The organism is Bacillus cereus group sp. BfR-BA-01430 (assembly GCF_022663115.1).
GTDB classification, from domain to species: domain Bacteria; phylum Bacillota; class Bacilli; order Bacillales; family Bacillaceae_G; genus Bacillus_A; species Bacillus_A cereus_BD.
Genome location: NZ_JAKUEW010000005.1, coordinates 1 through 12,674, shown reverse-complemented (window position 1 = coordinate 12,674; position 12,674 = coordinate 1). Strand labels below are relative to the sequence as shown.

Here is a 12,674-nt window from a genome sequence, read left to right as displayed (position 1 = left end):
AAGATTTTATACTATTATATCATACTTTCAAAAAATGTATGCGTAAGGAAACCGACAATAATTGGAGGAAATCTACAGATTTCATTGTTTTTTTGAGATGATGTTGTGACGTTTCGGTATTTTTGTAAGATAATACAAGTTATTGCAAAGAAGAGAATCATTTCGACAGTTAGTATAAAGGGTAAAGAAGGAGTTTCATAACGTATTTATCGGTTTATCATATAGTATATGAAAAATCGAGTGCATCATGTGTTATTTTTTTACAAAAGTAAAGAGACATGTCCCAAATGGAAAGCGGGACATGTCTCTTTATGGATGAGTTTTTCCGTGAGATACATGTTGCGTAAGGCGATACCAAAGCCATAAATCATTAATGATGGAAGCAAGGTCTGCAATTTCAGAATTAAGTCTACAGGAAATCTCGAAGTTTTCTTCGTTATTGAGATGATGTTGTTTTTGATTAATATGATATTCAAGTTCTTTTATGCGATCAGGTATTTTCCCGCGAATTTGTTCCCACTTTAATAGAATTGTGTGTTGCACTTTTTCTGGGATGTCCTCCCATTCCTCTTGTAAATGTGGTACTTCAATTCCTAGATGTTCATCATAAATAAAATATGATTCCATATAGACACCCCACTTTCTGTTTCCATTGTATCGAAAAAGAGAAAGAAGTTCGATGGAATTGTGAGAATTTTTTTTGAATATCTCTTGATTCATTTGAGAAAAGATGATAAAGTTTGGATTATTATAAGTTATTATGAATATTTATTCTTTAGGGGGATATAAAATGGAGAAGAAAAAAGTTGTGCTAGCATATTCTGGAGGTCTTGATACTTCTGTTGCAATTAAGTGGTTGCAAGAAAAAAATTATGATGTTATCGCTCTTTGCTTGGACTTAGGGGAAGGGAAAGATTTAGAATTTGTAAAAGAAAAAGCACTTTCAGTAGGAGCTATTAAATCTTATATGATTGATGTGCAAGAAGAGTTTATGAATGAATATGCATTGATGGCTTTACAAGGTCATACATTATATGAAGGGAAATACCCTCTTGTTTCTGCATTATCTCGTCCGCTAATTGCGAAAAAACTAGTTGAGATTGCAGAACGAGAAGGTGCTAGTGCAGTTGCGCATGGATGTACCGGTAAGGGGAATGACCAAGTACGTTTTGAAGTATCCATTCAAGCATTAAACCCATATTTAGAAGTCATTGCACCAGTACGTGAATGGAAATGGTCACGTGAGGAAGAAATTGCGTATGCAAAAGAAAACGATGTACCAATTCCTGTCAATTTAGATAGCCCATTTTCTATTGACCAAAACTTATGGGGACGTAGTAATGAGTGCGGAATTTTAGAAGATCCATGGGCAGCGCCGCCAGAAGATGCGTATGAAATGACTTTATCATTAGAAAATACACCAGATCAGCCAGAATTTGTAGAAATCGGATTTGAAGCAGGTGTACCGACAACATTAAATGGAACAGCTTACTCACTTTCACAATTCATGAAAACATTAAATTCACTTGCTGGAAAGCATGGGATTGGGCGTATCGATCATGTAGAAAACCGCCTTGTAGGCATTAAGTCGCGTGAGGTGTATGAATGCCCAGCGGCGATGACATTACTTACTGCTCATAAAGAACTTGAAGATTTAACACTTGTAAAAGAAGTAGCTCACTTTAAACCAATTATTGAACAAAAGCTAACAGAATTAATCTATAATGGCTTATGGTTCTCACCTTTAAAACAAGCGCTTGTTGCTTTTTTACAAGAAACGCAAAAGACAGTATCAGGTACAGTGCGTGTAAAATTATTTAAAGGGCATGCGATTGTAGAAGGACGTAAATCAGAATACTCCTTATATGATGAAAAATTAGCGACTTATACAGCGAATGATGAATTTAATCACGATGCAGCAGTTGGTTTTATTTCACTATTTGGTCTTCCAACAAAAGTATATAGCCAAGTGAATCAGAAGAAGGTGGAAGCGTGAGTAAACTGTGGGGTGGGCGCTTTACAGAAGAGGCAGAAGCGTGGGTCGAGGAGTTTGGAGCATCGATCTCCTTTGACAAACAATTAGTGAAACAAGATATAGAAGGCAGTATTGCACATGTTACAATGCTTGCAAAACAGGGGATTGTAACAAATGATGAGGCAGAGAAAATAAAAGAAGGGCTTCAATATTTACTTGAAAAAGCGAAAGAAAATAAGCTGAACTTCTCGGTAGAAGCGGAGGATATTCATTTAAATATTGAAAAGATGCTCATTGAACAAATTGGTGAGGTAGGAGGAAAGCTTCATACAGGTCGCAGTCGTAATGATCAAGTCGCAACAGATATGCACTTGTATTTAAAAGAGAAAGTACAAGATATAATACAAGCTACAAAACAATTGCAGAAGGTTCTTGTTGATCAAGCAGAAGAGAATATTAAAACGATTATGCCAGGGTATACACATTTGCAGCGTGCACAACCTATTTCTTTTGCACACCATATACTCGCATACTTTTGGATGTTAGAACGTGATGTAAATCGCTATGAAGATTCTTTGAAACGTATAAATGTTTCCCCGCTTGGTGCAGGTGCTCTTGCAGGAACAACATTTCCGATTGACCGTGCATATAGCGCAGCGCTTCTCGGTTTTGAAGGAATATATGAAAATAGTTTAGATGCGGTAAGTGATCGTGATTTTATATTAGAATTTCTGAGCAATTCATCTATTTTAATGATGCATGTATCACGCTTTTGTGAAGAACTCATTTTATGGAGTAGTCAGGAGTTTCAATTTATTGAAATGAGCGATCAATATGCAACGGGAAGTAGCATTATGCCACAAAAGAAAAATCCGGATATGGCGGAACTGATCCGTGGTAAAACAGGAAGAGTGTATGGAAACTTATTCAGTTTATTAACAGTAATGAAAGGATTGCCGCTAGCCTATAACAAAGATTTGCAAGAGGATAAAGAAGGAATGTTTGATACAGTTAAAACGGTAGAAGGCTGTCTTCATATTATGGCTGGTATGTTAGAAACGATGACTGTAAACAAAGAAAGAATGGGGCAGGCTGTCACGCAGGACTTTTCTAATGCAACAGAAATCGCTGATTACTTAGCGAACAAAGGACTTCCATTCCGCCAGGCGCATGAAATTGTCGGAAAGCTTGTTCTTCATTGCACACGAAAAGGAATTTATTTATTAGATGTGCCCCTCGAAATATATAAAGAAATGAGCCCGTTATTTGAAGAAGATTTATATGAGGTTCTATCACCTTATGCAGCGGTAAAACGTCGTAATAGTGCAGGTGGGACAGGATTTGTTCAAATTGAACAGGCGTTGGAAAAAGCGAAGACGTTAGTGGGAGAAGTGATTAGGAATTGAGTTAAAGAGTACGCCAGTCTGTTAAAGTCTGGCGTACTTTCTTTTTTGTTAACATTTTTCGTGTAGATGCAAGTAAGCCTAGAGCAATCTGTTCTAGGCTTACAGTTTTATCAATTAATCGTACTTATGTCGATCTTCCGTAATTCGAATATACTCAATATCCATCAAATCTCGAAGTAATGCACCATTACTTAGTTCCATGCCATGTTTTTCTTTGAAATGCGTGCGGATTGTATTTAACATTTCGATTTCTTTCCCATTTACATCTAAAATAATACGTTCATAATCCTCCATATAGGATCCTCCTTTTCTAAACACATATATTTTGTCCGTTTGATTCTAAAAAATGTATGTTCATGTAATGTTAGAAAATGAGAAAGGAATGGAAAATAAGACGTATTTATTGTTATGAATTAAAGCTCACCTTGCTCTTCATCACCACGAACAACAAGGACATCGCATTTTGCATAGCGAATAATATGTTCAGAGACGCTACCAATTAAGAAACGCTCTACAGCATTTAAACCAGTGGCACCGCACATGATTAAGTCTACTTTATGTTTGGGAGCAATTTCTTTTGAAATTTTAGATTTTGGATTACCGAATTCTAGTACAGTTTCTACCTTTTCAAGACCTGCTTCTAGTGCTGTTTTTTTGTAGTCTTCTAATAAGTCTTCTGCAAAAAGATTAGCACGTTCAGCAATCGCGCGGCTATATGCTTCTACTGCAGAGTATGCTTTCACATCAACGATATGAGCAATTGTTAATGTCGCGTTGTTACGTTTCGCAACTTGAATCGCTTTTTTAAAAGCTTTTTCAGCCTCTTTAGAACCATCTACAGCAATTAAAATATTTGTATATGTATTAGTCATAGTAAATTCCTCCCAATTGATTTTATAACCCTTTACAACTTAATTATAAAACAAATTTTGGTAATATACGTAAAAAAAACGTTACAGAATTTTGAAAAGTTTGTTTTGATTCTTTTTAGTTGTAATTGCAGCAAGAACTTGTTACATATGGAGTATAGCAATTTAAAAGGAGGCATGTTTGTGAGACACGCGCTCATTACAGCCGGTACAAAAGGTTTAGGAAGGCAAGTAACAGAGAAATTATTGGCGAATGGACATTCTGTAACAGTCACATATCATAGCGACAGAAGTGCTGTAGAGGAAATGAAAGAAAAGTATAATCATATAGAAGAACGTCTACAGTTTATACAAGCAGATGTCACGAAGAAAGAAGATTTACATAAAATAGTAGAAGAAGCAACAAAACGTTTTGGTAAGATCGATTTTTTAATTAATAATGCGGGTCCTTATGTGTTTGAACGAAAAAAGTTAGTGGATTATGAAGAGCAGGAATGGAATGAGATGATTCAAGGAAATTTAACAGCGGTATTTCATCTGTTAAAACTCGTTGTTCCAATTATGAGAAAGAACCAATTTGGTCGCATTATTAATTATGGATTTCAAGGGGCCGATAGTGCACCGGGATGGATATATCGTTCAGCTTTTGCAGCAGCAAAAGTAGGGCTTGTTTCATTAACGAAGACAGTTGCTTATGAAGAAGCAGAATATGGTATTACAGCAAATATGGTTTGTCCAGGTGATATTATTGGTGAAATGAAAGAAGCGACAATTCAAGAAGCGCGCATGTTGAAAGATAAGCGTACGCCAATTGGTAGATCAGGAACAGGTGAAGATATCGCACGCACCATCTCGTTTTTATGCGATGAAGATTCTGATATGATTACGGGTACAATTATTGAAATAACAGGGGCAGTTGATGTAATTCATCGATATCGACAAAAATAAATAAAATCTATCGGAAAACTTGTGTTATTTTTTGTAAAATATTGAAGGATTATGTTAGAATATAGGTGCGTAGAAAGCGTTTAAAAAATAATTTAGGGGTCATTTCATAACTCAAGGGGGAATGAATAATGCGTATCGGTATTCCAACAGAAATTAAAAACAATGAAAACCGTGTGGCAATGACGCCAGCTGGTGCTGTACATCTTGTACAAAATGGTCATGAAGTTTTTGTTCAAAAGGGTGCAGGTTTAGGTTCTGGTTTTACAGATGAAGAGTACGTACAAGCTGGAGCGAAACTTGTTGAAACTGCTAAAGAAGCATGGAAGCAAGATATGGTTATGAAGGTAAAAGAGCCAATTGAAAGTGAGTATGGTTATTTCCGTGAAGGACTTATTTTATTCACGTACTTACATCTAGCTCCAGAGCCTGAGTTAACAAAAGCTTTAATTGATAATAAAGTGATATCCATTGCTTATGAAACAGTACAATTAGATAATCGTTCTTTACCATTACTTGCACCGATGAGTGAAGTAGCTGGTCGTATGTCTGCACAAATTGGAGCACAGTTCCTTGAGAAAAATAAAGGCGGAAAAGGTATTTTACTTGCAGGCGTTCCAGGAGTAAAACGTGGGAAAGTAACAATTATCGGTGGCGGTCAAGCTGGTACAAACGCAGCGAAAATTGCGGTTGGTTTAGGTGCGGATGTAACAATCATCGACTTAAGTGCAGAGCGTCTTCGTCAATTAGATGACATTTTCGGAAATCAAGTAAAAACGTTAATGTCTAATCCATATAATATTGCACAAGCTGTAAAAGAATCTGATCTTGTAATCGGCGCAGTATTAATTCCAGGTGCAAAAGCGCCAAAACTTGTAACAGAAGAAATGATTCAATCAATGGAACCTGGTTCTGTTGTTGTTGATATCGCGATTGACCAAGGTGGTATTTTTGAAACAACGGATCGCATTACAACTCATGATAACCCAACTTATGAAAAACACGGTGTTGTTCATTATGCAGTTGCAAACATGCCAGGTGCGGTTCCACGTACATCAACTCTTGCATTAACAAACGTAACAGTGCCGTATGCAGTACAAATTGCGAACAAAGGCTATAAAGCTGCTTGCTTAGGTAACGCTGCATTACTAAAAGGTATTAACACATTAGATGGCTATGTAACATTCGAAGCAGTTGCAGAAGCTCACGGCTTACAATACGCTGATGCGAAAGAGCTTCTTGAAAAAGCACCTGCTTTATCATAATAAATATTAGATGAGGCCCTTCTTATGATAAGGAGGGCTTTTATTTGAAATATAAGCATCGCATAATATAAATAAAAAGAAACGCGAATAGAAATAGGAGGGACAACATGGGGTATATTTGTGATATTTTGTCATTCGTTTTGCTTATAGCAGGAATTATTACAATGGTTGTAGGTAAAAAGAAGAATAATCTGAAATTAAGAGGAATTGGTATGGGAATTTTAACTGCAGTAATTATCATTGTATTACCTGATTTTACAAAAGGTTATATAGAAGGTGTGCTTTCTGCTGGAGATAGTACATTTCTGATAGAATAGAAGAGATGATCTTTAATTTTTCTTATAGGCTAGGAAAGATTAGAGATCTTTTTTTATTTAAGGCTTTTATATGGAATTTTTTTCTTGTTAGTAAAATGCCTCTTATGATAATTTTAAGATAAATATATATAGGGGCATAAGGAGGGGATTCTATGGAAAAGATAAATTTAATAGATTTAACAAAAGATATTAAAGACCAACATAAAAACTTCGTCGTTTCAAATGTAAATAGTCATTGCCTACGAATTGCTGTGTTTACTGGTGAATATGATTGGCATTATCATTCTAATTCGGACGAATTATTCATTGTATTAGAGGGAGAATTACTTATCGATTTTCAAGATGGAGAGACAGCAGTTTTGAAACCGAATGATTCAATTTTAATTCCAGCATGTACGATTCATAGAACGAGAGCATTAAAGAGAACGGTAAATCTTTGTTTTGAACATATAGAGGCTGATACGATTATAGTGAAGCAATTATGAAAAAATTATCTGTAGTCGAGTATAGAAAAGTTCTTCCGATTTTAAAAAGCAATACAAGAACGACCGCATTTGCTTATGCGGTATGTGATCAAATGATAAATGGTGAGGTTTTTGTAAATGAGCAATTAACAGCAGGACTAATTATCGCAGCTAATGGCATTTATTATTTATTCGGTGACACTCATGATCAAAGTTATAACGAAGATTTATTCTCGTATATAAAAACAGCCATTGAAACGACAGAAAAACGATTTACGCTTTTCACTTCTAGTGAAGAATGGGAAATGATGATTGAGGGCCGTTTTAGTAATGTATTTCGGAAAATCCCACGAATGAAATTTCAAAGAGAAACTTTTGAAGAGAGAAAACGAGATTGTAACAAAAATACATATGAGGTTAAGCGTATTGATAGAAGCGATATAGAACGAAGTAAGGAATTTACAGAGGCGTATTATAAAGAATATTGGGGGTCAAATGAAGCGTTTTTGAATAATGGCTTTGGGTTTTGCATAGAACAAAATGGGATGATTGTAGCGGAATGTGTCACAATATTTAGCGGGAATCGTTTTGCTGAAATTGATATTGCGACGCATGAAGCGCATCAAGGGAAAGGATTAGCCCAAGCTGTTGCAACACGTTTCATTGAACATTGTATACAAAATCATATAATGCCGTGCTGGGATTGTAACGTAGACAATATTCCTTCGCAAAAATTAGCTAGTAAATTAAGTTTTCATAATCCAGTAGAATATAATTTATTTGTACGTAAGAAAACGGAGGGATAAAAATGAATGTCGAATTAACGAGATTCAAAGTGAAACAAGGAAAAAGTCATCGTGTAGATGAATGGATGCAGCTTCTTAATGACAATATGAAAGAAGTGCTTTTGACACTAAACGACGAAAAAATGTATGTAGAGACAATTTTCCGGGAAATAAGAGATGAAGAGGAGTACTTATATTGGTATTCTGTACAAGGAGAAGATGGTGCTCTTGTCGAAAATTCTCATCATGAAATTGATAAAAAGCACTTAGCATTTTGGTATGAATGTATTGATAAAGAAGTACCAGCTGTTGATATGAAAACAGAGGTTATAATGATTCAAGATGTTGTCAAAGAAGCGATGAAAGAATAGAATGATAGTTTGTATATAAGCAGAAAAGCGCATCAACATAGATGGGCTTTTTTAATTAAGATGCAATTGGTAAAAAAGATGAATGAAACAATTTACAAAAGATATACTAATATATAGGGTATTGTAAGAGTCGTAACAGTTGAGAAATATTAATCACAGTCCATTAATGTGAATAATCAGAAAATTTATGGTATAATATAAAAAAAGGGGGCTTATATGAGGCAAATACATGGAGCGATCTACATCTATATAACACTGTTTTTTATTGGAGTGTCTTATTACTTAGAGCATTCATACTCGCACCCAGTTTTAACATTTTTGAGCGGGACTTGTATGGTTATAGCGATTTTTGTACACCTTTTCTCGGTTTGGATTGTAAATTTTCAAGTGAATATTAGTAAGATGAAAGAAGGCACTTTTTGAGTGCCTTCTTTTTTATTTCACAAACTGCAATTCTTTCGGGAATTTTGTTAAAATTTCTGTTCCGTTTTTTGTAATGTAAATATCATCTTCAATTCGAACTCCGCCTACATTTGGTACGTAAATTCCTGGTTCAATTGTGAAGACCATGCCTTCTTTTAATGGAGATTCGTTGCCTTCTTTTACATCTGGATATTCATGTACACTAATACCAAGGCCATGGCCGAGGCGATGCGGGAAGAAGCCTCCGTAGCCAGCGTCTGCAATAACAGAACGAGCAGCACGGTCGATAGCACCGAGTGTAACGCCCGGTTTACATGATTCAATTGCTTGTAGTTGGCCAGCTAGTACTGTGTTATAAATACGCGTTTGTTCTTCAGAAATATCGCCGAATGCGACTGTGCGTGTAATATCAGAACAGTAACCATCAATAATTACACCTAGGTCGAATAGAACGAAGTCACCGCGCTTCATTTTATTAGCGCCTGGTACACCATGAGGTAGAGCTGAATTTGCTCCAGTTAAGACCATCGTGTCGAATGACATTTTATGTATACCTTTTTTCTTTAGTTCATGTTCGATGATTGCCAGTACTTCTAATTCACTGCGATCTTCTTTAATGGCTTCTACACCAATACCGACAGCATAGTCAGCCATATGAGCAGCTTCACGTAAAATAGAAAGTTCTTTTTCATCTTTAATTAAACGAAGCTCACGAACTTTTTCTTCTGCAGAGCGAAATGTTGCATTTGGGAATAATTTTGTTAACGCCTCATAGCGTTCTACATTTAAGTGTTCTTTTTCAATTGCAACTGCGTTTGCTTTGATACCGCGGTCTTTCAATGCTTTTGCAATCATATCCCACGGTCTGTCAGTATCAGTAAATCCGATAATTTCGTGTGTCCATCCAGCATTTCGTGCTTGATCTTCTTCCATTTTCGGACAAATTAAAATAGGTTCTTGTTCTTGGAATACAAATAGACCGAGTAGTCTTTCGTGCGGTTCGCAATGGAAGTTCGTCATGTAGAAAACGTTTGGTGTAGAAGTTAAGAAGGCTGCTTCCACGTTTTGTTCTTGTAGCCAGTGCATGAATTTTTCTAATCTAGTATTCATCGATCGACACCTCCGAGATTTCTGTTACATATATAACTTTACATCGGATGAAAGAGTTATGACAAGTAAATCGATGTTAGAAAAGACAGGAAATTGTGAAATTATGTAGAATAATAGGGGGGAGTAAGGAGGAATGTAACAATGAAAATATCTTATCACGGGCATTCAGTTGTAAAGATTGAAACGAATGGAAAAGTGATTTTAATTGATCCATTTTTAACAGGAAATCCGAAAACAGATTTAAAAGCGGAAGATGTAAAGGTAGATGCGATTCTTTTATCGCACGGTCATGGAGATCATGTTGGTGATACAGCCGAAATTGCGAAGCGAAATGATGCGATTGTAGTCGCACCTTTTGAACTCGCGACGTTTTTAGGATGGCAAGGTGTGAAGACGCATCCAATGCATATCGGTGGGGCGCATGAATTTGATTTTGGAAAAGTAAAATTTACGCAAGCATTCCATGGTTCTAGCTACATCGATGAAGAAAATAAGACGATTACATATACAGGAATGCCAGCTGGGATTTTATTTACAGCAGAGGAGAAAACAATTTATCATGCAGGGGATACGGCATTATTCTCTGATATGAAATTAATTGGAGAGCGTAACGATATTGAATTAGCATTTTTACCAATTGGCGATAACTTTACAATGGGACCAGAAGATGCGGCGTTAGCAGCGAAATGGATTGATGCGAAAACAGTTGTGCCGATGCATTATAATACGTTCCCGGTTATTGAACAAGACCCACATCGATTTGTTGAAAAGCTAACAAACCGTACAGGGAGAGTATTAGAAGTGGGAGAAAGTATTACACTATAGAAAAGAAACCCTTCATTTGATCGAACAAGTGAAGGGTTTCTTTATGTATGAAAAATAGGTGTAGGAGTATGCATTCTGGATATTTTGTAATGATTGTCCAGGTGTTTCATTTTCATTTCTTACTTTTATTCTATATTGAGGTGAGCGGATAAATGATGGAATGAGATGAAAAATAAATTATGCTGTTGTAAGAATTTTTTTGTTATATGGAAAATAGTACAGATATGTAAAGAGAGTGTGTAACAGTTTTGGAAATATAGTATACTAAACATACAACACATGAAGAATTTAGGGAAAAGAAAGTATGGTGAAACCATTTGGCTACCAAACATAACCAAATTTTAGAACATATTAATAACTTGCCAGTAGGGCATAAAATTTCTGTGCGTCAAATTGCAAAGGATTTAAGTGTCAGTGAAGGAACAGCATATCGCGCAATTAAAGATGCAGAAAATAAAGGATATGTAAGTACGATTGAACGCGTGGGAACAATTCGAATTGAACAAAAGAAGAAAGAAAATATTGAAAAACTAACATATGCAGAAGTCGTTAACATTGTCGATGGTCAAGTGTTAGGCGGTAGAGAAGGATTACATAAGACATTAAATAAATTTGTAATTGGCGCAATGAAATTAGAAGCGATGATGCGCTATACAGAAGCTGGGAACTTATTAATTATTGGGAACCGTACAAATGCGCACCAGCTTGCGTTAGAAAGGGGAGCTGCTGTATTAATTACAGGTGGATTTGATACGGAAGATTATGTGAAGAAATTAGCAGACGAATTGAAGTTGCCAATTATCTCAAGTAGCTATGATACATTTACTGTAGCGACACTAATTAACCGTGCGATTTACGATCAGCTTATTAAAAAGGAAATTGTACTTGTTGAAGATATTTTAACGCCAATTGAAGAAACTTTATATTTAAAGCCAGATGATAAAGTGGAGAGATGGCATGCTTATAATAAAGAAACGATGCATGGACGTTATCCAATCATCGATGACAATAAAAAAGTATTAGGAATCGTAACGTCAAAAGATATGATTGGGGTTGCAAAAGAAACGCCGATTGAAAAGGTCATGACAAAGCAACCGATTACAGTGAATGGAAAAATGTCTGTTGCTGCAGCAGCACGTATGATGGTTTGGGAAGGGATTGAAATGCTTCCTGTGGTGGATGAAGGGAGCAAACTGCAGGGAATTATTAGTCGTCAAGATGTACTTCAGGCACTGCAAATGATTCAGCGTCAACCACAAGTAGGAGAAACAATTGATGATATCGTAACAAGTCAATTTGTGAATCAAAAAGAAACGAAACATGAACAAAATTATCAATTTTCAGTAACGCCACAAATGACGAATTCATTAGGAACGTTATCTTATGGTGTATTTACAACGATTGTAACAGAGGCGACAAATCGTGTGATTCGAGCGCAAAAGAAGAGCGATTTAATCGTTGAAAATTTAACGATTTATTTTGTAAAGCCTGTCCAAATTGATCATATCGTATCAGTTTATCCAAAGGTATTAGAAATTGGTCGTAAATTTGGTAAGGTCGATGTTGAAGTACATCATGAAGGAAATGTTGTCGGGAAAGCACTGCTTATGGTGCAGTTAATTGATCGATAAATGGAATGAAAAAAGAAGCATACAGGACTTTCGTAGCAAGAGCTGTATAAAAAATGTCGTTTGAAGAGGAACCATTGCACATTCACATGCAAGGAAATCCATTGTGTTTACTTTCTACTTTTGTTGCATATACCAATTGTGAAATCGAAAAGAAATAAAAAAAGCATCTGCTCAAATTGAACTGTACCCCGAATCGTGGACACTTAAAAAAAGTCCATAATTCGGGGTTTTTGTGTATTTTTATAAGCAAACCTCGTTATAATGGATACAACGATATAAGTGAGGTAC

16 protein-coding genes are annotated in these 12,674 nt (G+C 35.9%); 12 read left to right on the top strand and 4 right to left on the bottom strand.

Annotated features, from left to right (window positions below; all coding sequences use genetic code 11):
* Positions 1-309: 309 nt before the first annotated feature.
* Positions 310-627, bottom strand: coding sequence for a radical SAM protein (locus MR058_RS11230; protein WP_242144112.1), 318 nt, complete (start codon positions 625-627; stop codon positions 310-312).
* Between the two features lie 163 nt (positions 628-790).
* On the opposite strand from MR058_RS11230, the gene MR058_RS11225 reads away from it, so the two are divergent.
* On the top strand, positions 791-1,996 hold the full coding sequence (locus MR058_RS11225) for an argininosuccinate synthase (protein WP_242144111.1): 1,206 nt from the start codon (positions 791-793) through the stop codon (positions 1,994-1,996).
* Positions 1,993-3,381: an argininosuccinate lyase gene (gene argH / locus MR058_RS11220; protein ID WP_242144110.1), complete on the top strand. Its 1,389-nt coding sequence runs from the start codon at positions 1,993-1,995 to the stop codon at positions 3,379-3,381. Before MR058_RS11225 ends, argH begins: the two co-directional genes overlap by 4 nt.
* A 114-nt stretch (positions 3,382-3,495) precedes the next feature.
* Here the strand turns inward: argH and MR058_RS11215 are convergent, their stop codons facing one another.
* Together MR058_RS11215 and MR058_RS11210 are read right to left on the bottom strand one after the other, a co-directional pair.
* Positions 3,496-3,675: a ProA domain protein gene (locus MR058_RS11215; protein WP_242144109.1), complete on the bottom strand. Its 180-nt coding sequence runs from the start codon at positions 3,673-3,675 to the stop codon at positions 3,496-3,498.
* Between the two features lie 119 nt (positions 3,676-3,794).
* Positions 3,795-4,253 carry a universal stress protein gene (locus tag MR058_RS11210; RefSeq protein ID WP_012095760.1) on the bottom strand — a complete coding sequence of 153 codons (459 nt, stop codon included), beginning with the start codon at positions 4,251-4,253 and terminating at the stop codon, positions 3,795-3,797.
* A gap of 147 nt (positions 4,254-4,400) precedes the next feature.
* Between MR058_RS11210 and MR058_RS11205 the strand changes: the two genes are divergently transcribed.
* The 7 genes from MR058_RS11205 to MR058_RS11175 all read left to right on the top strand — a co-directional run bounded on the left by MR058_RS11205 (position 4,401) and on the right by MR058_RS11175 (position 8,820).
* Positions 4,401-5,198 (top strand): SDR family oxidoreductase, encoded by a 798-nt coding sequence (locus tag MR058_RS11205; RefSeq protein WP_242144108.1) that lies wholly within the window; start codon positions 4,401-4,403, stop codon positions 5,196-5,198.
* Between the two features lie 128 nt (positions 5,199-5,326).
* Positions 5,327-6,460, top strand: coding sequence for an alanine dehydrogenase (gene ald, locus MR058_RS11200; protein ID WP_242144107.1), 1,134 nt, complete (start codon positions 5,327-5,329; stop codon positions 6,458-6,460).
* A gap of 107 nt (positions 6,461-6,567) precedes the next feature.
* Complete coding sequence (locus MR058_RS11195; protein ID WP_242144106.1) at positions 6,568-6,777, top strand: hypothetical protein; 210 nt, start codon at positions 6,568-6,570, stop codon at positions 6,775-6,777.
* 152 nt (positions 6,778-6,929) lie between these two features.
* Positions 6,930-7,262 carry a cupin domain-containing protein gene (locus tag MR058_RS11190; RefSeq protein WP_242144105.1) on the top strand — a complete coding sequence of 111 codons (333 nt, stop codon included), beginning with the start codon at positions 6,930-6,932 and terminating at the stop codon, positions 7,260-7,262.
* Complete coding sequence (locus MR058_RS11185; RefSeq protein ID WP_242144104.1) at positions 7,259-8,047, top strand: GNAT family N-acetyltransferase; 789 nt, start codon at positions 7,259-7,261, stop codon at positions 8,045-8,047. The genes MR058_RS11190 and MR058_RS11185 overlap by 4 nt, the downstream gene beginning before the upstream one ends.
* A gap of 2 nt (positions 8,048-8,049) precedes the next feature.
* Positions 8,050-8,397, top strand: a complete 348-nt coding sequence (locus MR058_RS11180; protein ID WP_242144103.1) for a DUF6176 family protein — start codon at positions 8,050-8,052, stop codon at positions 8,395-8,397.
* A gap of 216 nt (positions 8,398-8,613) precedes the next feature.
* On the top strand, positions 8,614-8,820 hold the full coding sequence (locus MR058_RS11175; RefSeq protein ID WP_242144102.1) for a hypothetical protein: 207 nt from the start codon (positions 8,614-8,616) through the stop codon (positions 8,818-8,820).
* Positions 8,821-8,832: 12 nt separating this feature from the next.
* Here the strand turns inward: MR058_RS11175 and pepQ are convergent, their stop codons facing one another.
* Entirely contained in the window at positions 8,833-9,930 is a 1,098-nt protein-coding gene (gene pepQ / locus MR058_RS11170) for a Xaa-Pro dipeptidase (RefSeq protein ID WP_242144101.1), read from the bottom strand.
* 141 nt (positions 9,931-10,071) lie between these two features.
* Between pepQ and MR058_RS11165 the strand changes: the two genes are divergently transcribed.
* From MR058_RS11165 to MR058_RS11155, 3 genes are all read left to right on the top strand, one after another.
* Complete coding sequence (locus tag MR058_RS11165) at positions 10,072-10,755, top strand: metal-dependent hydrolase (RefSeq protein WP_242144100.1); 684 nt, start codon at positions 10,072-10,074, stop codon at positions 10,753-10,755.
* A gap of 317 nt (positions 10,756-11,072) precedes the next feature.
* The gene (locus MR058_RS11160; protein WP_242144099.1) at positions 11,073-12,386 is read left to right on the top strand and encodes a CBS domain-containing protein; all 1,314 of its coding nucleotides are present in this window, start codon (positions 11,073-11,075) and stop codon (positions 12,384-12,386) included.
* 53 nt (positions 12,387-12,439) lie between these two features.
* Positions 12,440-12,544, top strand: a complete 105-nt coding sequence (locus tag MR058_RS11155) for a DUF3949 domain-containing protein (RefSeq protein WP_396021438.1) — start codon at positions 12,440-12,442, stop codon at positions 12,542-12,544.
* The last annotated feature ends 130 nt before the right edge of the window (positions 12,545-12,674 follow it).